This is a genomic window from Leptolyngbya sp. CALU 1928 (assembly GCF_056784215.1).
The window spans coordinates 1,050,927-1,073,870 of record NZ_JBXBCE010000001.1; the positions used below are offsets into that span (position 1 = coordinate 1,050,927).

General features: G+C 46.4%; 27 protein-coding genes and 1 tRNA gene. 15 read left to right on the forward strand and 13 right to left on the reverse strand.

Going from position 1 to position 22,944, the window contains the following annotated elements; all coding sequences use genetic code 11:
* Window positions 1–303: 303 nt before the first annotated feature.
* Entirely contained in the window at window positions 304–585 is a 282-nt protein-coding gene (clpS, locus tag AC1S5B_RS04810; protein ID WP_482034566.1) for an ATP-dependent Clp protease adapter ClpS, read from the forward strand.
* Window positions 586–599: 14 nt separating this feature from the next.
* Window positions 600–1,457 carry a CPBP family intramembrane glutamic endopeptidase gene (locus tag AC1S5B_RS04815; protein WP_482034567.1) on the forward strand — a complete coding sequence of 286 codons (858 nt, stop codon included), beginning with the start codon at window positions 600–602 and terminating at the stop codon, window positions 1,455–1,457.
* Between the two features lie 240 nt (window positions 1,458–1,697).
* On the opposite strand, the gene AC1S5B_RS04820 is transcribed toward AC1S5B_RS04815, so the two are convergent.
* The 5 genes from AC1S5B_RS04820 to AC1S5B_RS04840 all read right to left on the reverse strand — a co-directional run bounded on the left by AC1S5B_RS04820 (window position 1,698) and on the right by AC1S5B_RS04840 (window position 5,729).
* Entirely contained in the window at window positions 1,698–1,889 is a 192-nt protein-coding gene (locus AC1S5B_RS04820; protein ID WP_482034568.1) for a DUF2949 domain-containing protein, read from the reverse strand.
* 314 nt (window positions 1,890–2,203) lie between these two features.
* The gene (locus AC1S5B_RS04825; protein ID WP_482034569.1) at window positions 2,204–2,788 is read right to left on the reverse strand and encodes a DUF192 domain-containing protein; all 585 of its coding nucleotides are present in this window, start codon (window positions 2,786–2,788) and stop codon (window positions 2,204–2,206) included.
* Window positions 2,789–2,816: 28 nt separating this feature from the next.
* Window positions 2,817–3,509, reverse strand: a complete 693-nt coding sequence (gene nblR / locus AC1S5B_RS04830) for a response regulator transcription factor NblR (protein WP_482034570.1) — start codon at window positions 3,507–3,509, stop codon at window positions 2,817–2,819.
* 202 nt (window positions 3,510–3,711) lie between these two features.
* The gene (locus AC1S5B_RS04835; RefSeq protein ID WP_482034571.1) at window positions 3,712–4,629 is read right to left on the reverse strand and encodes an NAD(+) kinase; all 918 of its coding nucleotides are present in this window, start codon (window positions 4,627–4,629) and stop codon (window positions 3,712–3,714) included.
* Window positions 4,630–4,736: 107 nt separating this feature from the next.
* A complete protein-coding gene (locus AC1S5B_RS04840; RefSeq protein ID WP_482034572.1) occupies window positions 4,737–5,729 on the reverse strand; it encodes an SDR family oxidoreductase in 993 nt (330 codons plus the stop codon).
* A gap of 345 nt (window positions 5,730–6,074) precedes the next feature.
* On the opposite strand from AC1S5B_RS04840, the gene AC1S5B_RS04845 reads away from it, so the two are divergent.
* Entirely contained in the window at window positions 6,075–6,476 is a 402-nt protein-coding gene (locus AC1S5B_RS04845) for an ArsR/SmtB family transcription factor (RefSeq protein ID WP_482034573.1), read from the forward strand.
* 65 nt (window positions 6,477–6,541) lie between these two features.
* Here the strand turns inward: AC1S5B_RS04845 and petM are convergent, their stop codons facing one another.
* The gene (gene petM / locus AC1S5B_RS04850) at window positions 6,542–6,643 is read right to left on the reverse strand and encodes a cytochrome b6-f complex subunit PetM (RefSeq protein ID WP_482034574.1); all 102 of its coding nucleotides are present in this window, start codon (window positions 6,641–6,643) and stop codon (window positions 6,542–6,544) included.
* A 101-nt stretch (window positions 6,644–6,744) separates the two neighbouring features.
* Between petM and pdxA the strand changes: the two genes are divergently transcribed.
* Both pdxA and AC1S5B_RS04860 read left to right on the forward strand, forming a co-directional pair.
* Window positions 6,745–7,860 carry a 4-hydroxythreonine-4-phosphate dehydrogenase PdxA gene (pdxA, locus tag AC1S5B_RS04855; protein ID WP_482034575.1) on the forward strand — a complete coding sequence of 372 codons (1,116 nt, stop codon included), beginning with the start codon at window positions 6,745–6,747 and terminating at the stop codon, window positions 7,858–7,860.
* A 352-nt stretch (window positions 7,861–8,212) separates the two neighbouring features.
* Window positions 8,213–8,434, forward strand: coding sequence for a DUF4327 family protein (locus tag AC1S5B_RS04860; RefSeq protein ID WP_482034576.1), 222 nt, complete (start codon window positions 8,213–8,215; stop codon window positions 8,432–8,434).
* Window positions 8,435–8,563: 129 nt separating this feature from the next.
* On the opposite strand, the gene AC1S5B_RS04865 is transcribed toward AC1S5B_RS04860, so the two are convergent.
* Entirely contained in the window at window positions 8,564–8,923 is a 360-nt protein-coding gene (locus tag AC1S5B_RS04865; RefSeq protein ID WP_482034577.1) for a hypothetical protein, read from the reverse strand.
* A gap of 159 nt (window positions 8,924–9,082) precedes the next feature.
* The gene (locus AC1S5B_RS04870; RefSeq protein WP_482034578.1) at window positions 9,083–9,505 is read right to left on the reverse strand and encodes a hypothetical protein; all 423 of its coding nucleotides are present in this window, start codon (window positions 9,503–9,505) and stop codon (window positions 9,083–9,085) included.
* Between the two features lie 540 nt (window positions 9,506–10,045).
* Here AC1S5B_RS04870 and AC1S5B_RS04875 point away from each other — a divergent pair.
* From AC1S5B_RS04875 to AC1S5B_RS04900, 6 genes are all read left to right on the forward strand, one after another.
* On the forward strand, window positions 10,046–10,453 hold the full coding sequence (locus AC1S5B_RS04875; RefSeq protein WP_482034579.1) for a CBS domain-containing protein: 408 nt from the start codon (window positions 10,046–10,048) through the stop codon (window positions 10,451–10,453).
* 192 nt (window positions 10,454–10,645) lie between these two features.
* Window positions 10,646–10,867 carry a hypothetical protein gene (locus tag AC1S5B_RS04880; RefSeq protein ID WP_482034580.1) on the forward strand — a complete coding sequence of 74 codons (222 nt, stop codon included), beginning with the start codon at window positions 10,646–10,648 and terminating at the stop codon, window positions 10,865–10,867.
* Window positions 10,845–11,102, forward strand: coding sequence for a ParE family toxin-like protein (locus AC1S5B_RS04885; protein WP_482034581.1), 258 nt, complete (start codon window positions 10,845–10,847; stop codon window positions 11,100–11,102). The genes AC1S5B_RS04880 and AC1S5B_RS04885 overlap by 23 nt, the downstream gene beginning before the upstream one ends.
* Before the next feature lie 203 nt (window positions 11,103–11,305).
* Complete coding sequence (locus AC1S5B_RS04890) at window positions 11,306–12,022, forward strand: hypothetical protein (protein ID WP_482034582.1); 717 nt, start codon at window positions 11,306–11,308, stop codon at window positions 12,020–12,022.
* A 75-nt stretch (window positions 12,023–12,097) separates the two neighbouring features.
* Entirely contained in the window at window positions 12,098–13,705 is a 1,608-nt protein-coding gene (locus tag AC1S5B_RS04895; RefSeq protein WP_482034583.1) for a metallophosphoesterase family protein, read from the forward strand.
* Between the two features lie 61 nt (window positions 13,706–13,766).
* Window positions 13,767–13,839, forward strand: a tRNA-Ile gene (locus AC1S5B_RS04900).
* Between the two features lie 141 nt (window positions 13,840–13,980).
* Here AC1S5B_RS04900 and AC1S5B_RS04905 read toward each other — a convergent pair.
* Entirely contained in the window at window positions 13,981–14,478 is a 498-nt protein-coding gene (locus AC1S5B_RS04905) for a hypothetical protein (protein WP_482034584.1), read from the reverse strand.
* 333 nt (window positions 14,479–14,811) lie between these two features.
* Here AC1S5B_RS04905 and pyrE point away from each other — a divergent pair, with 333 nt between their 5' ends.
* The 3 genes from pyrE to AC1S5B_RS04920 all read left to right on the forward strand — a co-directional run bounded on the left by pyrE (window position 14,812) and on the right by AC1S5B_RS04920 (window position 18,717).
* On the forward strand, window positions 14,812–15,411 hold the full coding sequence (pyrE, locus tag AC1S5B_RS04910; RefSeq protein WP_482034585.1) for an orotate phosphoribosyltransferase: 600 nt from the start codon (window positions 14,812–14,814) through the stop codon (window positions 15,409–15,411).
* A gap of 150 nt (window positions 15,412–15,561) precedes the next feature.
* Complete coding sequence (locus AC1S5B_RS04915) at window positions 15,562–16,029, forward strand: hypothetical protein (protein ID WP_482034586.1); 468 nt, start codon at window positions 15,562–15,564, stop codon at window positions 16,027–16,029.
* A 366-nt stretch (window positions 16,030–16,395) separates the two neighbouring features.
* A complete protein-coding gene (locus tag AC1S5B_RS04920; RefSeq protein ID WP_482034587.1) occupies window positions 16,396–18,717 on the forward strand; it encodes an amylo-alpha-1,6-glucosidase in 2,322 nt (773 codons plus the stop codon).
* A 104-nt stretch (window positions 18,718–18,821) separates the two neighbouring features.
* Here the strand turns inward: AC1S5B_RS04920 and mltA are convergent, their stop codons facing one another.
* From mltA to AC1S5B_RS04940, 4 genes are all read right to left on the reverse strand, one after another.
* Window positions 18,822–20,018 (reverse strand): murein transglycosylase A, encoded by a 1,197-nt coding sequence (gene mltA / locus AC1S5B_RS04925; RefSeq protein WP_482034588.1) that lies wholly within the window; start codon window positions 20,016–20,018, stop codon window positions 18,822–18,824.
* Between the two features lie 10 nt (window positions 20,019–20,028).
* Window positions 20,029–20,328, reverse strand: coding sequence for a hypothetical protein (locus AC1S5B_RS04930; protein WP_482034589.1), 300 nt, complete (start codon window positions 20,326–20,328; stop codon window positions 20,029–20,031).
* Between the two features lie 136 nt (window positions 20,329–20,464).
* Window positions 20,465–21,232, reverse strand: coding sequence for a hypothetical protein (locus AC1S5B_RS04935; RefSeq protein WP_482034590.1), 768 nt, complete (start codon window positions 21,230–21,232; stop codon window positions 20,465–20,467).
* 279 nt (window positions 21,233–21,511) lie between these two features.
* The gene (locus tag AC1S5B_RS04940) at window positions 21,512–21,880 is read right to left on the reverse strand and encodes a Mo-dependent nitrogenase C-terminal domain-containing protein (protein WP_482034591.1); all 369 of its coding nucleotides are present in this window, start codon (window positions 21,878–21,880) and stop codon (window positions 21,512–21,514) included.
* A gap of 438 nt (window positions 21,881–22,318) precedes the next feature.
* On the opposite strand from AC1S5B_RS04940, the gene AC1S5B_RS04945 reads away from it, so the two are divergent.
* A complete protein-coding gene (locus tag AC1S5B_RS04945) occupies window positions 22,319–22,936 on the forward strand; it encodes a TetR/AcrR family transcriptional regulator (protein ID WP_482034592.1) in 618 nt (205 codons plus the stop codon).
* The last annotated feature ends 8 nt before the right edge of the window (window positions 22,937–22,944 follow it).

The following is a 22,944-nucleotide window of genomic DNA, read 5'->3' on the forward strand; positions in this document are numbered from 1 at the left end:
GTTCTCAATAAACAGTCAATGCAATTTATGCTCATTCTCTCTTAGATTTTAGGGCAATCAACCTGACAATCAACGGTTGTTATTGGAATCAATCCGAAACACCTGAGGATTGTCTTAAATTTGTACTGACTAAACTCTGTGGAATGGGACTGCGATTTCGATTGAATGTTATAAATGAGATTAAGCAATGTAAATCTGTATAAATGAGTTCTAATTCTCTTTTTGCAAAGTAATTTAAAATCTAAGGATTTCAACTGAATAAATTTTGGTTAGTCTAGATAGTTATCACAAAGGATTAAAGTCGTGGCGGTCGAAACTATTGCAAAGCCCTCAACAGTCCGTAAGATTGCCCCTCGTTACCGGGTCTTGCTTCATAACGATGATTTCAATTCTATGGAGCATGTTGTGAAAGTTTTAATCACTACCATTCCAAACCTGACGCAACCCCAAGCTGTTGATATTATGATGGAAGCTCATACCAATGGATTGGCGTTGGTCATTACTTGTGAGCAGGAACACGCTGAGTTTTACTGTGAAACCTTAAAAATGCATGGTTTAATCAGCACTATTGAGCCAGACGAATAAATTAGGATGTTGGATTGAAGGTTTCCCTATCTCAAATCAGCCGCTATCCTGCACCTGCAAGGGTGGGTATTTTCGTAGGAGTTTTATTACTTCTATGGGCACCTTTTGCGATCGCAGGGCGTTTGCTAATTGCGGATCAAAATTTGGCTAACATCCTGACGCTCATTGTTCTATACCTAGTGTTTATTGGGTTGGTCAGAATGTGGGGGCAGCGAGTTCATCGAGAACCGCGCATTTTTTGGCAATATGGGCTGGAGTTTAGCCGACGCATTGGCTTAGAGCTTGTGAGCGGTTTGGGCGTTGGCTTCTTCAGCTTGTGGCTATTGTTTGGGGTGGAAACACTGTTTGGTTTTGTCGAGTGGCAGTCGCCTACGGCTCTGTTTCCAAGGATTTTGCTGGAAGGGTTATTAATATCGCTGGCGATCGCGTTTGCCGAAGAACTGCTGTTTCGCGGCTGGCTATTTGACGAACTTCAACGCGACTATACGCCTTTGGGATGCCTTTGGTTTAACGCGATCGCGTTTGCAGCGATTCACTTCAACCTATTTGCCTTTCCATCGTTGGTGTGTTTGGGCATCGCTCTTGTTTGGGCAAAACGAGCAACCTATGAACCATCAGGAAAAGACTATCGGGGATTCAAAAGGCTGCGGGGCAGGCTCGGATTACCAATTGGGCTTCATGCAGGACTGGTCTGGGGCAACTATTTAATTGAAGTAGGTCAGCTTGCCAGATACACCGATCGCGTACCTGCTTGGGTTACAGGCATAAATCGCAATCCGTTAATCGGACTCATGGGGTTTCTGTTTTTGGTAGGATTGGCGATCGCGGCATGCTACTATGCCCAACGCCGACTGGCAGATTCAAAGTGGTAGTTAACCTGATGTGCAACTAATATGCCTTTATCCCAACCCTTCTCCTTGGGAAGAATAGCTTTCAGATGCTTTCAGTTCTCTCTCTTGTGGAAGCTAGGGTATAGATTGCTTCCCGCAGGGTGGGCAGGATTTGCGGTTACTTCAGGAACTCCGCACATTGCATATCCAAGGTGCGGAGTTCGAGGTTTAGAGTCACTGCCCGAATTTTTAACTCCGCACCCTGTACTCAATGCTTTGCACTTAAATATTTTCAAGCCAGTCATAAATACGGTCTAGCTGCTCTAAAGTAACTAAACCGTATTGCCACAAAATCATGGGTAACGGACCTGGATCTTGCTCTACGTGGCGAAGCGCGATCGAGATAGAGGAAGCAGAAACGGCTAGCTCTTCCTGCAAAAAGTGAATTAAACGTGCATAGGTAGCAGATACCATACAATTCTGTCTCCTAAAAAAGTCATTTGTTAAATGAGTGATTTGACAAACTTTTTAGTGATGTGTTTCACCTTAAAAATTACGATTTCAAATAATCCAATCTAGTTGCGTAGTTTATGGGGTCTAAGACAATTAGATCCACACCGCTTACTTAAGCAGTCAAATCGGGCAGTAGCATCTGCAAATATGCAGAGATTGAAAAATTCAAATTCAAAAAAAGCTATGTCCGCTTTTTCACGGAAGCTTTCTTTCATAAGAGAAAACCAGCTTTCTTCAAAAGCGTAGGATTATAACGCATCGCTACGATCGAATTATCACAATGAGCGACTGGTAGAACTCTTTGGATTGAACTGCACGAGCAGGCGATCACCCGGTTTAATGCCCAGTTCTGCTGCACGCCCTCCCCGCAATTCAATCACCTGATCAATCGTGTCTTTAGGGCCATAAGTAGGACAAGGTTCAGCCTTGCAGGGTGGCACATTGCTAGAAACTGACACAACCTGCCCGTCTCGCAAGAACACCATATCCAAATCAATCACCACATTTTTCATCCAGAAGCTAACTGGGCGCGGTGGCGAAAAGGGAAACAGCATTCCGTGATTCGCATCTAGTGCAGAGCGATACATCAAGCCCATAGACTGTTGCTCAGGCGTGCGGGCAACTTCTAGTTGAATCAATTGGTTGCCCACTTGAACTTGAGCAGAAACAGGTAACATTTGCCCTACCTTGGCTAGCTCTAGAGGAAACTCTGATGGCTGAGGACTCTTGGTTTCCGGCGGAACCGATGCCACTGGGGCAGAACAGCCGCTGATCAACAATCCCAAAACTAAAGCACTTCCTGAAATGATGCGTGTGTAGTGCCGCTGAGTGCGATCGCTCATTCTATTCCACTGCCTCATTTGTCTCTGAAAAATTAGCTTCCATACCTTACGCCTCACGTAAAACGTACCCTACACCGCGCACGGTTTGAATCAGCCGCTTTTCACCCTCATCTTCAATTTTCAGGCGTAGATAGCGGACATACACCTCAATCACATTGGATTCGCCTACAAAGTCATATCCCCAAACATTTTCCAAGATTTGTTCGCGGGTTAGCACTTCGCGGGGGTGTTCCATAAGGTATTTGAGCAGTTCAAATTCCTTCATGGTGAGATCAATCGTGCGGTTATTCCGAATAGCTCGACGAGTGGACAGATCCAAGCCCAAATCGCCAAACCGCAATTTTTCTGTAGTTTCTTCATCCGATTTCAAATAAAACCGCACCAGCTTTAAAAAATCATCTGAGCGATAAGGTTTGAGAAAATAATCATCGGCTCCGGCTTCTAAACACGCAACCCGATCCTCAACTGTATCTCTCGCCATCAACATTAAGATGGGCACGCGCACTCCTGTTGCCCGGAGACGATTGCAAAACCAGAGTCCTGATTCTCCTGCTAACATGCGATCGACTACAACTAGTAAAGGCTGGGCTTCTGAAATCTTTCGCAGTCCGCTGACGGCATCTAGTGCGATCGCAGTTTCATAACCCGATTCTTGCAAATCTACTCTGACACTTTGAGCCAGGGTTTCATCCGTTTCGATTAACAGAATTTGAGTACTATCGACAGTTGCAGGATTCATAAGCAGAGGATACGGATTCACAAAGGACAGTCAAAATAAATCGTTAGGTAGCTAAGTATTAATTCCTATTGTCACTCTGTTTTAACATAATCTTCTGACTAAGTTAGTTTTCTCGAACTAATTTTCTCCTTCAAGGTAGATTTCAATTCAAGAAATCCGACGCTGGAAATCCGACGCTGGTATTCTGGTGCTTGTTCCCTGGTTAGGGTAGTTCTACAGAAGTTGGCTTCGCAATGTGAGGCAATCCCCAGCCTAGCTTTTCGCGCAAAACATGAAAAAACTCTGGGGGTTGCAAGCGAATAAAGCGGGCATTATGGGGCGATCGCTCAATTCGGACGCGATCGTCTGGCAATACATAGCAGCCGCCATTGCCATCAACCACCATGACTAACCGAGTTGTGTTTACCGGAAAAATAGTTACGGGTTCACTATTCGCAAACACCAATGCCCGCGAGGCAAGAGAATGGGGGCAAATCGGCACCAATTGAAGAACCGGGACACCGGGCGTGATCACCGGTCCACCGGCGGAAAGAGAATAAGCGGTTGATCCAGTCGGGGTAGAAATAATTAGCCCATCTGCTGCAATATCTACGGGGGCATGATGACCAATTTGTACCTCAAAATGGCACATGCTCGTCAGAGGCTCTCGATGGATCACCATTTCGTTGAGCGAAAGCGCTTCCCACAAAAGATGTTTATCTCGAAAAAGTTGCACCCGCAGCGTTGAGCGCTCTTCAACATGGTACAGGTCGGATAGAACAGCGTCCAAAGCCTCTGGCAACTGGTTGACGTAGGTTTCAGTTAAAAACCCCATATGCCCAGTATTTACAGTCAGTAGCGGAATCCCATAGGGAGCCAATTGTCGGCAGGCAGATAGCACTGTGCCATCTCCGCCTAACACAACCGAGAAGGTCATATCGCGATCGAAGCCAGGAGGATTCAAGCTGTCGATCGGAGTGTTGCAAACGGGACCACTTGGGTTTGAGTAGCCCAAAATTCCACCGATGCCTGTCGCTAGGTGAACTTCCCAACCACGAGAAAATAGCTTGTCTTTGATTTCTTCGGCAATGCGACAAGCAGCGGGTTTGATATCGTTGTAAATGATGCCAGCTTTAGGCACGTCAAAGTTTGGCTAAGGACTATAAATCGGTATAAGGGACTATACCATTCTTGGTAATCGACGCGATCGCTTCTCAGCGAATCATCCACCAAAGAAAAGCGCGATCGCTAGAAACGGGGATAGTTCCGCTGCTTATCCACCTTGCCTACTTTTTTGCTTTGCTTTTTCTGTTTGTCATAATCCAACTCGCGCAGCTTCTTCATAATCCGTTCAAAATATTCTTGCAAATAGCTTTCTACCGTAGTCGTATCACTTGGATTAAGCCCAAAAACAGCATAAGTTTCCTCCATCGGTGCCGCTAAAGGCTTGCCCGTTGCAATCACTTCAGCAAAAGCCAACCGATCCGCAATATTCCAAGTCCATTGGAAAAACTGAGTCACTCGGCGCGTAAAGCGGACGACCCCAATAGGAACACGCGTAATTTTTGCCTCTCGTCCTGATAGCTTTTCGCAAAGCTGAATCAGTTCATCCGCACTCCACGCTCGCGACCCCACTACTGGAAAAGACTTATTCTCAGTTTCAGGCACCTTCAACGCTTGAATCACAAATTTTGCAATATCTTGAGTATCCATATATGCCGTTGGTGAAGCGGTTCCCATCACCCAGATAGATTGCCCTTCCAGCATCGGAATCGCATACTGCCCAATCAATCCCTGCAAAAAACCACAAGGGCGAAGAATCGTGTAATTCAAGCCTGACTCAGCCAGATATAGCTCGACGCATCGCTTAATTTCTAATAGTGGCACCTTAGGATATTTTTCCGCATCCAGAATCGATAGGTAAATGAACCGCTCCACATTTGCAGCTTTCGCCGCTTGAATGAGATTGACGCTGCCTTGCCAATCTACTTGTCGAATGCTCAAGGAATCGGTTGCTCTAGCCGTTGCCGCATCAATCACCGCTGAAATCCCCTCCAATGCTGGCGGCAATGTTTCAGGGTTACACAAATCTCCCCGCACAAGTTCAGCACCCCACTCCCTTAAAAATGCTGCTTTCTTCTGACTTCGCACTAAGCAGCGAACTTCATATCCCTCATCCAAAGCTCGTCGGGCAATCTGTCTTCCTAAAGTACCTGTAGCACCAACAATTAAGAGTTTCATGAGGGATTAAGTAACGAAATTTTAACTTTTAATAAGATACTATCAGAATTGATGGATACCCTAACGGAATTTGCTGAATAGCACTGAGTATTTAATTTTTTAAGCAGGTAAGAAAAGCCAGCACAATTGTTGTAGGGATGTAGGGATTCTTATGGAAAGGGTTGCTGACGCTTCACGGATTGCGATTTCCTCAGTAAACGTATTGATGAAGAAAATAAAAAGCCTATAAGGCTTTGTGGCAGTTGGATTGATAACACACAGCGGTCTTACGCTAGTGTAAGGATAAGTTGAGGCGCATTTTATATTAATATTTCACCAACAATGCCAAAGCTTAAGCCAGCAACGATGAATATTTCTTCAGAAGAACCCAAACAAAGCCTAATGAGTGTTCTGAATTGCACTGTCCAGCATCCCGTTGATCTCAATCAGGTTCGCCAAATTCATCAAGAGATTCTGAGTTTGGAGAAATCTCAGCGGATGGCAGAATTCTTTAGCTTATTGGGCGATGGAAATCGGTTGAGAATTCTATCTGCTTTGGCGCTTCAGGAATTATGTGTATGCGACCTTGCAGCAGCCGTAAAAATGACCGAGTCTGCTGTTTCTCATCAACTGCGAACCCTTCGGACTATGCGACTGGTTAGATATCGTCGTCAGGGGCGGAATGTGTTCTATTCTCTAAAAGATAGTCACGTTCTAAACCTATATCGTGAAGTGGCTGAGCATCTAGATGAACCTGAAGATTTGTAGAAGCTAGGTGTCGAAGGATGAAGCAATAGATTTAGAAAAGATTATTCATCCTTCAACTAAGCCGCTTACTCTTCGCCGCCTTGTACTTTTAGCATGACAAATCCTAGTCCTAACCCTACCAAAATTAGGCTAGATGCCAAAATAGCAGTGGTAAAAATTTCTCCCATGAACTGGTTGCTCCTTATGCGATCGCGTCAATTAAGTCGTGAAATATAAATATCACTCTTATCAAGAATTCTAAACCAGATTGCTCACACTTCCAGTAACAATGGATAAACCCCACGATTCTCCGTTTCGTCCTCGCTTAGCAATTCCTGTGGGTGACCCGGCAGGAATTGGTAGTGAAGTGGTGTTAAAAGCCCTAGCAGATCCGCAGATTCGACAAAGCTGTGAGATCACGGTAATTGGCAGTCGATCGCTGTTAGAAAAAACCTATTCCCAATTGCTAGCCTTGGGTACAGAAGAGCCATTGGCAAATCCAGATAACTTGGCTTTATTGGATGTGAGACTCGACCCAGAACTTGAGCAGCAGATTCATTTAGGGAGAGAGAACGCTGCCGCTGGTGCCGCTAGTTTTCAGTTCTTGGATCAAGCGATCGCCCAGACGCTCTTAGGTGATTTTCATGCCATTGTCACGGCACCAATCGCAAAATCTGCCTGGAAAGCGGCTGGGCACCACTATCCAGGACAAACTGAACTGCTGGCTAAGCGCGCTGGAGTCAACCGCTTTGGCATGTTGTTTGTAGCGCGATCGCCCTACACTGGCTGGACACTACGAACCCTGCTGGCAACCACCCACATTCCCTTACAGCAGGTTTCTGAAACCCTCACAGCGGATTTAATGACGCAGAAACTAGAGTTGTTGCTTAACTGCTTACAACAAGATTTCGGCTTAGAAACTCCTCGAATTGCGATCGCAGGACTCAATCCTCACAGTGGCGAACAAGGGCAACTGGGGCGGGAAGAACAGGATTGGTTGATCCCGTGGTTGAATCAAATGCGCGATCGCTTTCCCAAGATCGCTTTAGAAGGACCTGTACCACCTGACACCCTTTGGGTCAAACCTGGACAAGCTTGGTTTGGCACAGAGATATCACGCAGGAAAAGCATTGGGAAGGACATTCAAAACTCAAGACCCAAAACTCAAAACTATTCTGATGCCTATCTCGCTTTGTATCATGATCAAGGACTCATTCCAGTCAAACTGATGGCATTTGATCGCGCTGTCAATACCACGATTGGGCTACCGTTCGTCCGCACTTCCCCCGACCATGGAACCGCATTTGATATCGCCGGACAGGGGGTTGCAGATGCTACCAGCATGAGAGCAGCGATCGACTTGGCGGTGGAATTGAGCGATCGTCGTCAACAGTTGCTCACTTAAAAGCCTCCCCTGCGTGAAATTCAAGCCTGAGCGACGGAAACCACACAAACTATTCACTGATGATCGTGATCGCTCAGGCTCAACTCGACCCAGCTATTTGCCTAAATTCAAGTAGATCTTCGCCAGATATTAGTCAGGGTTTAGTGACTTTCGCAAGTTTTCTTAATATACTCAGAAGAGTATTGGCGTAAAAATACAAGTTATATGGTATATCAGGCTACAGATAGAGATTTTACCTGTTCCCGAATAATTTTCCTGCACTGTTAAAAACTTAAATTTTTATCTGCCCGCTTGATTCATTCAATAGCGCTACTTGTTGTTTTGATGTGCTAAGAAGCTTAGAAGGGTGATTATGCTTCAATCAATTCAGTATTCCTTACCTTTAATTCAAGATGAGGCTCGTCAACTCGTTCAAGAAGGTCTGGTGAGCCGCCATCAACCTATCTACATTTTGTGCCAGTACATCCCTGCTCGTGAATGGGCATGGATTGAATGTGAATTAGAACGCTGTAATTTCTTGCTGAGAGATCGCATTGGCGATCTGATGGGTTACGAAAAGTGGGAGAACGACTAAGTAAATAGCCTGTCTTCGGTTTACACATGGCTCTCAGCGCTTTGAGCCTCATCGAAAAATGTCGTCAACACATCCAAGATGTGGCAAGTACTATGCTTGCCACATCCTGAGTTAGAAGCAACTGTCTTTCTACTCTTGATTCCTTAGCTTTTCGAGTTCTGCCCGAATGGTGGCAATTTGAACAGTCAGTTCTTGCAGTTCAGTTTGGACACTAGGCGCGGTTGGAACAGACGTAGTAGGCGTTGATGGATAAGGGTTTTGGGCGCGGCGTTGACTCAGAACAGTGTCTACAAAGTTACGAGCATCTTGCTCAGTCGATTCTCCTTTAACTGCCCATTCTTCGGCAAGCTGACTCCACTCTTGGCGAAGTTTTGATAGGTTTTCACTCCGCTTTTGTGGATCTTGAACAACCTCAATCAGGGATGCCGTTGCACCTAATGTGACACGAAAACCATTTTGCAGTAGCTGAATCAGCGTCTCAGAATTCATCAGGTGTGTTTCCTTAAGGATCAAGGGAATGGTTTCTAAATGTTTATGGGATATATGCTGCGAGAAATCGCACTTTCAGCAGGAGCATAAAGGGTCTGAAAGAAAAACTGCAACGATTCTACTGTAATCTTGCCGATTCTTGCTTGAGAGATCGCGATTTTAACCAGTCGGCTCTAGATATTGGTTCACGTCATCTACCAGTCGGCTCAACTCGGCTTCAGTAGTCAGGCGAATGCGATCGTCTCTGAGGGTGATCAGCACTTTTGCCGCAAAGGGCGAAGACCAAATATTAGGGTTACAAAAAATTTCTAGAAAAACATCTCCCGTGTAGCGATACTCCATGGATTGCTGAGGCTTTGGTTTGGTAGCAGGCACACCTTTTGTCGCAACTGCTTTGAGGCTAGTCATGAGCGCAGCAATTTGGATTTTCAGAGTTTGGGCGGCTTCAGGCGTGAACTGAAAAGAAACCGACCCTTCAACTAAATTAAGCGTTAACGGGGGCGTAGGCATATACCGAAAAACCGAATGATTGGCACCCTCATGGTATTCGGGAAAGGGGACAGCCGCGATTGCTCTTATCATTAAGATTGACACTTCCAAAAACTGGTGTAGCAATTAAAGCGTAGGCAAAGTTAGGGCGATCTCGATCGCTATCAACCATAAACATCCTGAAGATAAGCGAAAAAATTCCTAATTGGAGACCCAAAGCAATTTTCAGTAGAATAAGTTGCTAGGCGGCTGTACCCGCAGATTGTTCTAGAAAAGAAGTATCCATCAGAAATTGATATCTATTTTAGGGACGCTTTTCGTCAAGCAAGAGCCGTTGCTCAGCAGGATTCCGAAGGCTTTCACGAACTTCTATTCGCCTTAGAAAGATTCGGTTCTCATCTCGCAAAGGCTACTCAGGATCTAAGAAAATATGAGGAAAAAGTCAAGCCTCTCGCAGAGAGATCATCTTTAGCAGTAGAAATTCCTGATAAGTGGCGCGAGTATCACCTGCCATTTTCAGTTCTATATGAACTGGTGCGCGAGGCAAGAAATGATGCTCGTCATCAAGGGGCATTTGCGCGACATCTAACAGATCACGCTGTACAACTTTCTCTTATTATCGAGGATGCTCTTATGGCGGACGGTAATCTTGTAAGCGACTACATGGTTCGTGGGGTAGCATGTGCCTCACTGTGGCAACCGGTGAGCTTTGCTCGTCAGCAGATGTTGGCTAATTCCTTTTCGTACTTGCCCCTATTGACTCAAAGCAACGGACAAGACGCTTGGTATATGCTCTCAGACATCAGTGTTGCGAGATATCTTCAAAGCGTCGACACAAAGATAAGGAAACAGCGTCTTGCCAGCACCATAGAAGAAGCCATCCAGGAAAAGCTACTCAACGTTGAACTTGCCCAAGAGTGCTCTGTAGATTGCACGATAGCTGATGCCTTGAATAAATTTGATGGACATCCTTTGCTAATCGTAGACAAGGATAAACCAAATGTATTGATCGGAATTGTTACGCCGTTTGACCTTCTGTAGCAAAAATAGGGTCGCCTTAGCAGTATTCGTGTCAGCCTGCAAATTGAGAGGTTGGTTAAGGCGTAAGCACGGTCAATAAAAGTTTTAAGGCAAGCCGTCAAACGGCTACCGTCCAATGGCGCTTCAACAACACTGACCTCCAAGCCATAATTGGCGATATTGTAGAAATGTTCTTGAGAGGTGAAATGTCGTATGACTACTCGGCTAGAAGTGGAATCGGCTATCAAGCAGTTACCAGAAGGTGAAGTTCGTAATCTGGCAAAGTGGCTTCAAGAATATCTCGCTGAAATGTGGGATGGGCAAATTGAAGCAGACTTAGCATCAGGAAAATTAGATCGCCTGATTGCTCAAGCAGAAGCAGATATTGCCACAAACAACGTGAGGGATCTTGATGAAGTCCTTTGCGACGGCTGATTTTTGGAAAGCGTATGCGGAATTGTCGCCTGAGATGAAAGAACAAGCGCAGAAAGCTTATCAACTCTGGCAGGAAAACTCACTTCATCCATCTTTGCATTTCAAAAAAGTTGGTAAGAACCTTTGGTCTGCGCGTGTCAGTGGTGGGTATCGAGCATTAGCTTTGAAAAAGGGCACCAATTACTATTGGATTTGGATCGGTGATCATGATGAATATGAGAGGTTTTTAAATTAGCTGGCTGTTATTTTGAGTCAAACAGTACGGCAACCCAGCACAGTAAAGAGGGGTTTTCTCAGACGAAAACCGAGTGATTGGTATTCTTATGGTATGGGGCAAGGGGAGAGACGCGGTCGCGCTAGGTAGAATTAGGGCGATGCTCTTGTTATCAAGATTGACACTTCCAAAAACTGGTGTATTAAATCTAATTTGCTTTGAAGATGGGAAAGAAAAAATCGCTTAATGCAAAACGGCTAACACAGAAGCAGGTTCAAGAACTCATAGAATCTGAGGGCAGGCTGCATCAAGAATTTACGGATTTTTTTGAGGAAACTTACAGCACTGGATATAAGAATCAACCTCAAGTCTATGAATTATCTGGTGATAGATTTCTGCTTGTTTTTGACCCCAAAGGAATTTCACTCCCCGGCAACGGCGATATTTACTCCAAAGAACATTTTTTACGATGGGTTCGCTGGCATCAGAGGGTTAGAGAAGACTATGTGAATGAGCGCGGCAATTCTGTAGGTCATTGGATATTTTATTCAAAGCATAAAGCACGGCTTGTTAACAAAATCGCTGAATTAATCGATGAGCTAATCGGCTGTCTAAACATTTCACGCGATCGGCTAGATTTTTCTTATAAAAGCTTAGATATTTTGTCGAATAAAGCTGAAGACTATGGGCTGGAAAAAGTTCAGGTGGAATTGTATGACAATCTAGTCGCCTATGTGGGCGAAGTTATCCGGCGTAGAGTAGAAGGGGATTGGGCTATTAGGAAAGACTATCCCGGCTGTGAATATCCTATTATTGGCGTGAATCAGGGTGTGCTAATGCCGATTAATGTAGTGTGGCAAGAGTTGTATGGGTCGGAGCCAATGAATCTACGCAAAGAAACTGCAAATGAAGTACGACGATTTTCACTCAGGTATCGGTAGAAGACATACCTCATTGGGCAACCCATTGCTTCGGAGAATCGTGGATAGTGGTCATTAAGTAGAGCGGGTGTAGGAATGACTTTTATCATTGATCCAGATGACGCGACGAAAATCGCCAAAATGCAGCAGCGGGTGCGCTGGCGCGATCGCCTAATAGCTGAGAAAAACATCGACCAAACATCACTAGTGCTAGATGACGGCGTGGCTGATAATCCTGATTTTTCCTTTATGGTGATTGGTGATACCGGTTCTGGCTATCATCGGGGACACAATCCCCAACGAAAAGTTGCCGAACAAATGCTATCTCATCGTCAAGACTGCCGTTTTGTGTTGCACACGGGCGATGTGATCTATCTGGTTGGGTCGAGCGAATACTATCCGAAGAATTTTATTCACCCTTATCGTGAGTTTTTAGTCGGCGGCGATCGCCCTAGCCGCATTGCTTACGACCAAATAACTTTCAATCAACCGTTTTTGCCGATTCCAGGAAACCACGATTATTATGATATGCCTTGGTGGTCAGGGGCGATCGCTCAAGCCGCATCCCCCTTTCGATATCTGGTTCGCAATCGCCTAGATTTGGATATCGGCTGGCATGGTTCTGGGCAGGGAAATGCCTATGCCCAAGCATTTTTAGATTATTTAAAGCGATTTGGCACCGATGCAGAGCTAGAACATCATCTTGATCAGCACTATACGGCTAAAACGAATGCGGGGCGTTGCTTACGCTATCAACCGGGAGAGTTCACTCGCCTACCTAACCGCTACTACACCTTTCAGGCTGGAGGAATTGATTTCTTTGCGTTAGATTCCAATACGTTTAATACGCCTCTACCTTTGCCAGGTGGATCGGATGGAAAAGAGGCACGGCAGACATTGCATCGAAAACAGGATGAACTGGAGCAAGAACAGCGATCTCTATTGGAAGAAGCCGATCGCTTAGACTGCACTCAGCCAGAACAGGAAGAGCAGTGGAATGACATTCAAGCAAAAGTGGAGCAACTGGCGGAAATTATTCGTGATATTGATCAACAACTCACCGTAGATGAAGCCAGCTTTAGCGATCGCGAACAGTTGGAATGGCTAGAACAACGCTTAATTGAATCCTGGAATACTGACTCAGTGCGGGGGCGCATTCTCTATTTTCATCATCCGCCCTATGTGACGGAGGCGACCAAGTGGCATCAAGCGCAAACCTTAGCGGTTCGGCATCGGTTGCGGCAAGTGTTAGATGCAGTTGCAAAAGCCATAGGCAAAGGAAGGGGCGATTCGTTTCACGCTGGCGAAGCCATCCGAAGGACTGCCAAAGGGAATCGCCCAATCGTTGATTTAGTAATTAATGGTCATGCTCATTGCCTAGAATATCTCCAGACAGCCAATACTGGACATGCAGATTCTGACACGAACTGGATTGTCTGCGGAGGAAGTGGTTTTAGCCTACGGCGGCAGCGACTTGAAGGTTCAAAGCTATTAGAAAATCTCGGAAATCAGCCTCATTCGGTTGCCCACTCACAATTATTTATTGGTCGTAGTGGACAAGGTTCTCAAAAGCGCCGCCCCTACTCTTTCATTCGGATTGACGTAAAAGACGGCTCCCCTCCTCAATTGACTGTTCGCCCTTATGTTTCCGAGTGGTATCAACGCCAGTGGAAAGAATACGCACTTGAGCCTTTCACCATTTGAAAACCCCTTGTAAAAAACGAGTATCAGGCTGTAGAAAATCAAGATACAATAAATGCTAAGCCCAGGGTTGGCCGAGCGGTTTAGGCAGCGAACTCATAATTCGCCCCAGGCAGGTTCAACTCCTGCACCCTGGATTGGTTTAACACTATCGATCTTCCTGTAGACAGACTGCCTGTAGACGAACTATTTGGTTACCTGATCAAAGCGGGTTCTAAACTCTGCTCAGTCTCCCTAGAACAGTTGCCCAGTGCCTAAAATTAGCTGCTGTGGCGGTTTTACCAAAGCCCTGGAACTGGACTTTGGGGAACCGGTCTCACTTCAGGTTGTGGCATTTGGGGAAAGAGCATTACTGGAGGGGGCGCGGTGTCATTGGGTAGAATGACAACTGAAGGGGGCAGATTACGCACAGAGTATTGGAAAGGGGTGGGTAAATCCACTGTGCGAATGATCGGACCTGCGTTGATTTGTTTATATAAGACTTCTTGATATAGTTTGTTGATTGCTTTCCCATCACGAGCGATATTGTTTTCGGAGAAGGGTCCAAAGAGAAATTTCAGTTGCCCGCCCAGAGCCTGGTTGCCATAAAAATTGCGACCGCTGCTGAAAAAAGCATCATCAAACTTTTGGGGGAGTTCTCCAAAGGGGACTCCTGAAACCAAGGGGAAATCTTGGGCGATCGCTGCTGCGGAAAACCCAACTCCAACGGTAGCAACTGCCAATGCTGCGATCGCAGAGCGACAGCCAATCGCTATAAAACGACTCTCAAAATTCATGCGATAACTCCTCAAGTTTCTCGATAGTTGCCTACGTTAGATGGGTAGACTTAAGACTGGCACTTTTGCACAAACAATCCCGACTCCTGGCTGCTTTTTTAAGCAAACCGACTAATATCTACTCACTAGCCTTTCAATTGTACTCATGAGTTTCTAAATTAATGACATCAATTTGGATCAATTTTGTAAGCTTATTTTGACGATTGTTCTAAACTATTGGGTCATCCGATGGACGGGATAGGAGACTGTTTTGCTTGTAAAAGCTTTTTCGCAATTTCAGTTGAATACCTTCGTTCCATATCGATTTATCTCCATCATTATTTTCAACTGTTTATGCCACTACCCTTATCATTTTCAACCCTCGAACTGCCTGCGCTTCGCCAGCAACTCCTAGATTTGTTTTGTCAAGTTGCCTATCAAGAAGGAAGTTTTGTTTTGTCGTCAGGTCAACCTAGTTCTTACTACATCAATGGCAAACAGGTGACGCTTCATCCTCAAGGGGGCGTAGCGGTTGGCAGGTTAATGCTGGCAATGGTGCCGCCGGAATCCATCGCGGTTGCCGGCCTGACGTTGGGAGCCGACCCGTTGGTGACAGCAACCAGTGTGGTAGCTGCTTATGAGGGGCGATCGCTGGCGGCTTTGATTGTTAGAAAAGAAGCCAAAGGGCACGGCACAATGGCTTATATTGAGGGACCTAATTTGCCAGAAAAAAGCTCAGTGACTGTTTTAGAAGACGTGGTCACGACGGGGCAGTCTGCATTGAAAGCCGTCGATCGCTTGCGTTCTGCGGGTTACCAGGTAAACGGCGTACTAGCTTTAGTCGATCGGCTTCAAGGGGGTGCGGAATGCTATCGGCAAGCAGGAATTCCCTTTAAAGCAATCTTTACAATTTCAGATTTGCAACAACGTTGGAGTAAATTACATTCGGCATAGAGTGACCTGCGGGATTGTACGGTCGCAAGAGCCTAAATAGTTGTTTAAACTACAGACTATTAGTTGTTTGAGTGGCGTTGAGAGTTTTAAGCAAGTCAGTAGGTTAAACCCTAAACCCACTAGGATTGTTTTAAGCGCTGAATTATACCAGTGCTGGAATCACCACAATCCAATTTCTTCAGCGATCGCCCTCACCAGTTGAAAGATAAACCGATGCCTCTTTCGTCAATGAATGCTGAGTTAACATCTTCCACACTATTAGCAAGCCCAGCCCTATCCTATCTTGATGACATTATTGGTGCAGCTATTTTTGATGTAAATGGACTGCCAAAGGAGTATTTCACTACTCTTGAAAGCACCAACATGAGCTGGGTTCAAACCATTTTCCAAGCGCTTGGCTTGCGATCGCTGCTGATGTCTTCTTTGCAGCTTGAAAATTTTCACCATGCCACCATTGAAGGGCAAGAATATCTCGCAGTCATCGTTAAACAGCGCACTCAATATACTGCACTGTTGCTCCGTCCTAGTGAAAACGAATGTTCAGATCAATTGCTAAAGTGGATTCAAAACTTTCAAACTGACACGCTCAAGCAACATTCCCGATTTCGAGCCGCTTAATTTAGAAAAGTAAAAAAGATACGGTTTTCCATTTGAAGTATTTAAACCTGATGTGCCACTAAAGCCAGCCCAGCCTGTGGGGAGCAAGCTACAGCACCCCGCTCCTGCTACGCACGACCTGCGGTCTACTCCCAAGTCGGGAGAAGGACAGAAATTCTCAAAATCCCTCTCCCAGGGCGGAAAAAGAATTGAGGGTGAGGGCAATTGGGAAAGTCGCCCATCGCGTGATTTAAACTATTTAATATTTCCTTGAGAACAGCATCGATCTTAGCGGTTTGCTACGCTAGGCTTGCGTGCTTTCTTGGTTTTTCCCGACATAGCAATGCTTCATCCTTCAATAACAGTTCTTTCCAACCTATGGATGGTATGACTTTGGAAACCATTGAAATCAGCGGACGACAGTTTGTTCGAGCCGACCAGCTTCCCCAACCTGAGTGGGCGTGTGTTTTGAGCGAACGGCCTCAAGCGCACTTGACTCTAAAAGATGATGATCTGTTTTTGTTGACTGATATTTTAGGTAATATTGGCGGCTGCACAAACGACGATCGCAGCAGCAGTATGGGTTTATATTGCGCTGACACTCGTTTTCTCAGCCGTTTAGAACTGCAAATTGAGGGGCGATCGCCTACGCTGCTGAGCAGTACTGCTGATAAGGGATTTGTGCTGTCGGTGCTGTGTACTAATCCGACCTTAGGCGATCGCATCAAAGCCGAATCTATTGGGATTAAGCGAGAGCTTGTGATTAATGGCGGACTCTTTGAGGAAATTGAAGTTTCTAACTACAGCACCAACCCGATTAGCTTTGAACTAAGCCTCAGCTTCGATGCAGATTTTGTAGACCTATTTGAAATTCGTGGCTTCAATCGAGAGCATCGAGGGCATCGACTGCGGCTTATGCCTCCCTTCCCTAAAAAACAACCCGATAACGAGTTGGAAACCGAGAGCCAAACCGAGGCAAACACGGAGCTAGAAAGCACCGCTTCATTTCCGACCTCTCTTCCTCTTCATTCTCATGACTCTGATAACTCTGAACTCATCCTTGCTTATCAGGGGCTTGATGGTGCCCTAGTAGAATCGCGGATTTCCTTTGTCGATCGCCAACCCGACCAACTCAAGGGTAATACTGCCATTTGGCAATTAGAACTCCAGTCTCACGAAACCCAACGTCTCGGCTATCGTCTGCAAGCTCTGGTTAATGGACGCTCTGCTTCTACCGTCAGCGCTCCAGTCACATTGATGCAGGCAAAAGCAGCAGAATTGATGGAAGAACAAACTTGGCACCAGCAAGTCACCTGCATCCGTTCCGACAAGAACACTTTTAATCAAATCATTGAGCAATCCGAACAGGATATTTACCTGCTGCGACAGTCTTTTAATAAGGGAAAAGCACTGTCTGCGGGAGTTCCCTGGTTCTCAACTCTGTTTGGGCGTGACTCCATTATCGCCGCCTCTCAAATCTTGATGCTAGATCCACAAGTTGCCCGTGAAACCTTGAAAATTCTGGCTTACTATCAAGGCAAGCAGGAAGACGAATGGCGAGATGAGCAGCCGGGCAAAATTTTGCATGAGATTCGTTTTGGTGAGATGGCACGTTGCCAGGAAATCCCCCATACGCCTTACTATGGCACCGTGGATGCGACTCCGCTGTGGCTGATGCTTTATTCTGAATATTTTGCTTGGACGGCAGACCACGAAACCCTCGATCAGTTGTGGGGGAATGCACTGGCGGCAATGGATTGGATTGATCGGGGACGCAAGCAGACTGGCTATCTTGTGTACGATCGCAAATCGAGTCGCGGGTTAGATAATCAAGGTTGGAAAGATTCTGATGACTGCATTGTCAACAAACAGGGGCAACTCGCTCAAGGGGCGATCGCCTTATGCGAAGTTCAAGGCTATGTGTATGCTGCCAAAATTCGGCTTGCCCAAATTGCTCGAATGAAAAAGCGCATCGATTTGGCAGATCAGTGGGAAGAGGAAGCTCGCGATCTGAAATTTCGATTTAACCGCGACTTTTGGATGGAAGACCAAGACTACTGCGCGATCGCCCTAGATGGAGATGGAAACCCCGTAGATAGCATTTCATCCAACCCTGGGCATTGCCTTAACTTAGGCATCTTCACCCCCGAAAAAGCCTACAGTGTTGCCGAACGGCTCCGCGCTCCGGATATGTTTAACGGCTGGGGCATTCGCACTCTCAGCAGCCTTTCCCCGGCATACAATCCCATGGGTTATCACATTGGTTCGGTGTGGCCCCATGACAACGCCCTGACTGCGATCGGGTTGCGTTCTTTAGGCTTGATCGATCAAGCGCTGGAATTGGCTCAAGGAATTTTGGATATGACCCACCGCCAACCTTACCAGCGTCCGCCAGAACTGTTTTGCGGCTTTGAACGCAATGACGGTAATGATCCGGTGCAGTACCCGGTTGCCTGTTCGCCCCAGGCTTGGGCAACGGGTAGTGTCTTTCAATTGCTGCAAATGATGGTTAACTTGGTGCCCGATGCGCCTAATAACACCCTGCGAATTATTGACCCGGCGTTGCCGCCTTCAATTAATCAACTATCGCTGCACAATCTGCGGGTGGGTTCGACCTTGTTGGATCTAGAATTCGAGCGCTCTAATGGCACCACCGCCTGCCGAGTCTCCAAAAAACGCGGCAATTTGCGTGTGGTGATTGAAGCGTAGGGCTTTTTGGATTGTAAGGCGTTTTTTGTAGGGTCAACGCTGAGGGCAACCCTCAGCGTTGCTTGGATTTAGCGTCGTCTACAATCCTACTACTTGAGCAAATCCTACTGCTTGAGCAGGAGATAATAAAGCTGCCCGCTGGAGTTAATCAATCCTGCGCGATCGCCTGCCAAAAGTCCCGTCCCCATAAACACATCCACCCGTCCTGCACCTTTAATTGCACTGCCTGTGTCTTGATCTAGCACATAGCGAGTCACCGGTTGCTGAGCTAGCTTGCCGCCCGTGGTTAGCTGCGGAATTCGCGTTTGGATCACTGCCAGAGCGCCGGGGGGGAACAAGGTTTTATCGGTGGCGATCGATCGATCGGGTAAGACAGGCACGCCAATACTGCCTATGGCAGGTGACCCTTGAGTTTCTTTAAAGAACACAAACCGCTGATTGCGCGGCAGATAAGTGTTCATCTCAGCCGGGTTATCTCGAAAATATTGAGTCAGGGCAGGCAGGGTTAGTTCCTCTAGTTTGAATTTGCCTGCTTTCACCAGTTCTCGCCCAACGCCGGTGTAAGGGTAATCCGTACTGCCGGCATAGCCCACCGTCATGGTGCTGCCATCGGTGAGGTTGAGTCGGGCAGAACCCTGCACCTGAATCAGAAAAGCTTCCAGGCGATCGCGCAACCAGGCAATTTCCGCTCCTTTCAGCGACCCTTTGGCAAACTGTAACCCGTTGGCTCCTTCTAAAGCAGCACGGGTTGGATGAGGCTTTGACCAGCTAGAAAAAGTGGAAGGCAGGCGAAAAATGGGATAGCGAAACTCGTTTGTAGGGGTGCGACTCGCCCTATGAACGGGTTCAAAATAGCCCGTAAAGCCAACGGTGCCTTTGCCATCTTTGCCCGTTGCTTGATAAAGGGCAAACTCGCGCTGAATTGCCGCTTGCAGTTCTGCCGTCGATCGGCTGGTGGTTAGTAGGGATCGAAATCGCTGCAAGCTTCGCCGCACTCGGTCGGGCGTGATGGTAGTAGACAGCTTGCCATAATCTGCGATCGCCTTCTGAGTTCCTAAGTAGCGCAAACTATGATCAATCGCTGCCACGAGAGTTTTGCGATCGCCCAGTTTACGCCCAGTGCCAAACAATTGCAGATCTAAACCCAAAGTCTTGGGAAAAGCAACTGGAATCAATGGTTTAGGCTTGACAACAGTTTTTGTATTAGGCGCAACGATGGGAGTTACCGCCACAAGCCTATGATCCATCCCCGACAGCCCTAAAACGCTGAAGGCACAGATCGCGATCGCCCAAGGTCGCATGATCAATTCCCTAAAACCGCTCCACACTAGAACTAAACACAGGCTCTACTCGAATTGCCAGCACCTTAGAAGGGCGCAACACCATATATTCACCTTGAATATTTTTGATGGGCACCGTAATAAAATCATTGGAAGCCGCCTTGGGCACCAATTCACCGCTATACCATTTTTGAAACTCTTGGATTGTCTGAAAGCGGACTTCTTCCCGATGTCCTCCATCAATCAAAAGATGCACCGCATACTCCGTCGGTGTGCGGGCATATTTGCTTTTCCGCTGTTCTCCAGCCGCTCCATCCGTTGCTTGCGTCATATCGCCTACTGTGTTTCGTGTATTGCCATTATCTAACAGGAATGCCAGATACAATCAATTTGCCCAGACTGAAGCAAAAAGTATCAAACAACAATCTGCCACCAAAAAAATTCTCAGGCAACAACTTCAATTACTTTTAGGAAAATAAGTTGAATCGCTGCAATTGAGTTTCCACCAGAGCGGGTAAGGTTTTGTGAAGTTGAGATTTATCTTTAAATGGCAATCGTTGCTGGCTAGGCAAATCAAGCGGAAACTGCCCTGGCAAGTCAGTTCGTTCCATTTGGGCAACTAAAATTTGCTCAGACCGTTTGCTGTGTAAGGCATATCCTACCTCCACGCACACAGTTGGACTGAGCAACACTTGATTGGGGATCGCTGGGTTAGCCGCGATCGCCGTGGTGTCAGCAACAAACAGCAAACTCTGGCGCAGCGATCGCATCAGAGTGCTATCCAACCGCACAGGACCATCCGTCAGCCGATGCGATTCCTTGAGTGCGATCGGCAAGCGAGATTTTCGATTTAGAGTCTCGATAACAGACTGCAACTCATCGCGCAGTAACTCGCTAGAGTCGGGAAACTCGGTTTGATAGCAAAAATAAATGATTGGCTCCAAATGAGCCATGACTTCCTGCTTATTAAAATAAATTTCGTGGCTACGAAGATCAATATTTGCGATCGTGTAGCCGCCGCTGCCTTCAATGTAAAACTCAATCGAGTCGCCTTGCAAATAGCGCTGAAACCATTCCGACTGGCTGACTTCTTCAATATCATCCAAAAAATCTGCCCTTAAGCCCGATTTCAACAAACTATTTCGGCTCAAGCGCAGGTCATGAGGGCGTTTTTCTAGCTCTTTAATTGGCTCATACTCCCGGAGATACCACGCTTTCAGAGCAATAATCGCCATGGTGCGCCCTTTCCTTTCGGTTTAAAACTACAGCAGCACCCAAATTTTACTCTTTGAGTGATTTTCTCTCGCTCATTTATTGTATCTAGCGCTCTAGACTTTATGCTGCGTTTGCCATTTCAAATTAGGCTTACTTGCCTAGATTTAAAGATAAAGCTGATTAAAACCAAGGCGTTTTGCTCTGATTGAAACACCCTGCTGGCTCACCAAAACGAGCCTGAGAAAACACCCTAGCAGATGAGTCGATGCCCTTAAACCCATAGCAGCCAATGCTAATTTTCAGCAGTAGGGAGAAATATCTTCGCCGCACTCATCAGCCAGGTAGCAAAGGGAGCGGAAACGCAGCCCAACTACTTGGTCATAAAACGGGTTGAGCTTACACAGGGGCGGAATGTGCAGAATCGTGCGATCAAATAATTTAATGGTGCGCTCAAATGGGCATTGCGCAGGAATCACTGAGCAAAGGATATGGGCAGTATCGCGATCGCAAATTTCGATGCCATCTAGCCACTGACGAATAGGCTTTAGTGGTGCAAATGCTGTCTTCAATGGGGGTTGAATTGCTTGAGGCTTCGCTGAAATTTCAGACGCAATCCAAATAAGACGCGGGGCTTGAAGCGATTCAGGTTCGTAGTGAGAGCGTTCCATTTGTATTTTCCTCACTTTTAGTGGGTTATTTTCCCGATGGTAGCTACACAGATTCAGCTAAAGATTACTGGACACGCTGAATTTAATTGTGAGCTTCTACAGTCTAGTAACAACAGCCGGCGATCGTGTTCAGGATATTTGCAACCAAAAAGTCGGGTTTCTTTACCTGACAATGTCATATTGCCCAGAACACTCAAGCTTTTGATGAGCAAAAATACTGAAATTTTGATAACCCTCCAGTTGCCCCCTTGAACCATACTGAATAAATGATGGAAGAGTATGTTCTTTGCAATACAGAAGTTCTGTAAATTAAAACGCTCTGCGCCCTTCAGCTTGACCTGATTCTGTAATGATCTGTGGCACTGCGATCGCCATCAGACGGTTATATTACAAGATAGCGCTACAGCACCTTGTTTACAGGCAATACCTAAAAGACGTATGCAATCCTATCAAGCACCCGCTTTAGAATCTGAAGCCCGCACTCGTATTCTCAAGTCCGCCTTAAAACTCTTTGCTCGAAATGGCTATGACGGCACGACCACAAAAGATTTGGCAGAAGCGGCGGGTGTGGCGGAAGGCACGTTGTTTCGCCACTTTAGCAACAAAAAAGCGATTTTGATTGAAGTAGCCACCCAGGGCTGGATCGATATTTTGACCGATTTATTGACGGAACTCAGCGGTATGGGCAGTTATAAAGCCGTGGCGCAGGTGATGCGGCGGCGAATGCTGCACTTGCATGAGAATGCCGATATGCTCAAAGTCTGCTTCATGGAAGCCCAGTTCCACCCCGATTTACGCGATCGCATTCAAACCGAAGTGATCGAAAAAATGACTGACGTGGCTGAAGCCTTTTTTCAGACGGCAATGGATCAAGGGGTGTATCGCCCAATGAATCCCAAAATGGTAGCGCGGGTGTTTTTAGGGATGTTCGCGGTGGCTGGATTTAGCCAAAGCACCGTCATGTCTCCCGGAGCCGCAGCCGCTGAAATGCAAGAACTGGCAGAAGCCTTGGCAGAAATCTTTTTGAATGGTGTGCTGGTCAAAAGTGGAGACTAGAGAGGTTT

Excerpts from the sequence above, each read along its gene's own strand:
- AC1S5B_RS04905 (WP_482034584.1), bottom strand. The coding sequence starts at position 14,478 with ATGAATTTTGAGAGTCGTTTTATAGCGATTGGCTGTCGCTCTGCGATC.
- AC1S5B_RS04880 (WP_482034580.1), top strand. The coding sequence starts at position 10,646 with ATGACTACTCGGCTAGAAGTGGAATCGGCTATCAAGCAGTTACCAGAA.
- AC1S5B_RS04945 (WP_482034592.1), top strand. The coding sequence starts at position 22,319 with ATGCAATCCTATCAAGCACCCGCTTTAGAATCTGAAGCCCGCACTCGT.
- AC1S5B_RS04840 (WP_482034572.1), bottom strand. The coding sequence starts at position 5,729 with ATGAAACTCTTAATTGTTGGTGCTACAGGTACTTTAGGAAGACAGATT.
- petM (WP_482034574.1), bottom strand. The coding sequence starts at position 6,643 with ATGGGAGAAATTTTTACCACTGCTATTTTGGCATCTAGCCTAATTTTG.
- AC1S5B_RS04860 (WP_482034576.1), top strand. The coding sequence starts at position 8,213 with ATGCTTCAATCAATTCAGTATTCCTTACCTTTAATTCAAGATGAGGCT.
- pdxA (WP_482034575.1), top strand. The coding sequence starts at position 6,745 with ATGGATAAACCCCACGATTCTCCGTTTCGTCCTCGCTTAGCAATTCCT.
- AC1S5B_RS04895 (WP_482034583.1), top strand. The coding sequence starts at position 12,098 with ATGACTTTTATCATTGATCCAGATGACGCGACGAAAATCGCCAAAATG.
- mltA (WP_482034588.1), bottom strand. The coding sequence starts at position 20,018 with ATGCGACCTTGGGCGATCGCGATCTGTGCCTTCAGCGTTTTAGGGCTG.
- AC1S5B_RS04845 (WP_482034573.1), top strand. The coding sequence starts at position 6,075 with ATGAATATTTCTTCAGAAGAACCCAAACAAAGCCTAATGAGTGTTCTG.
- AC1S5B_RS04920 (WP_482034587.1), top strand. The coding sequence starts at position 16,396 with ATGACTTTGGAAACCATTGAAATCAGCGGACGACAGTTTGTTCGAGCC.
- pyrE (WP_482034585.1), top strand. The coding sequence starts at position 14,812 with ATGCCACTACCCTTATCATTTTCAACCCTCGAACTGCCTGCGCTTCGC.
- AC1S5B_RS04930 (WP_482034589.1), bottom strand. The coding sequence starts at position 20,328 with ATGACGCAAGCAACGGATGGAGCGGCTGGAGAACAGCGGAAAAGCAAA.
- AC1S5B_RS04865 (WP_482034577.1), bottom strand. The coding sequence starts at position 8,923 with ATGAATTCTGAGACGCTGATTCAGCTACTGCAAAATGGTTTTCGTGTC.
- AC1S5B_RS04875 (WP_482034579.1), top strand. The coding sequence starts at position 10,046 with ATGGCGGACGGTAATCTTGTAAGCGACTACATGGTTCGTGGGGTAGCA.
- AC1S5B_RS04825 (WP_482034569.1), bottom strand. The coding sequence starts at position 2,788 with ATGAGGCAGTGGAATAGAATGAGCGATCGCACTCAGCGGCACTACACA.
- AC1S5B_RS04870 (WP_482034578.1), bottom strand. The coding sequence starts at position 9,505 with ATGATAAGAGCAATCGCGGCTGTCCCCTTTCCCGAATACCATGAGGGT.
- AC1S5B_RS04940 (WP_482034591.1), bottom strand. The coding sequence starts at position 21,880 with ATGGAACGCTCTCACTACGAACCTGAATCGCTTCAAGCCCCGCGTCTT.
- nblR (WP_482034570.1), bottom strand. The coding sequence starts at position 3,509 with ATGAATCCTGCAACTGTCGATAGTACTCAAATTCTGTTAATCGAAACG.
- AC1S5B_RS04935 (WP_482034590.1), bottom strand. The coding sequence starts at position 21,232 with ATGGCGATTATTGCTCTGAAAGCGTGGTATCTCCGGGAGTATGAGCCA.
- AC1S5B_RS04885 (WP_482034581.1), top strand. The coding sequence starts at position 10,845 with ATGAAGTCCTTTGCGACGGCTGATTTTTGGAAAGCGTATGCGGAATTG.
- AC1S5B_RS04890 (WP_482034582.1), top strand. The coding sequence starts at position 11,306 with ATGGGAAAGAAAAAATCGCTTAATGCAAAACGGCTAACACAGAAGCAG.
- AC1S5B_RS04820 (WP_482034568.1), bottom strand. The coding sequence starts at position 1,889 with ATGGTATCTGCTACCTATGCACGTTTAATTCACTTTTTGCAGGAAGAG.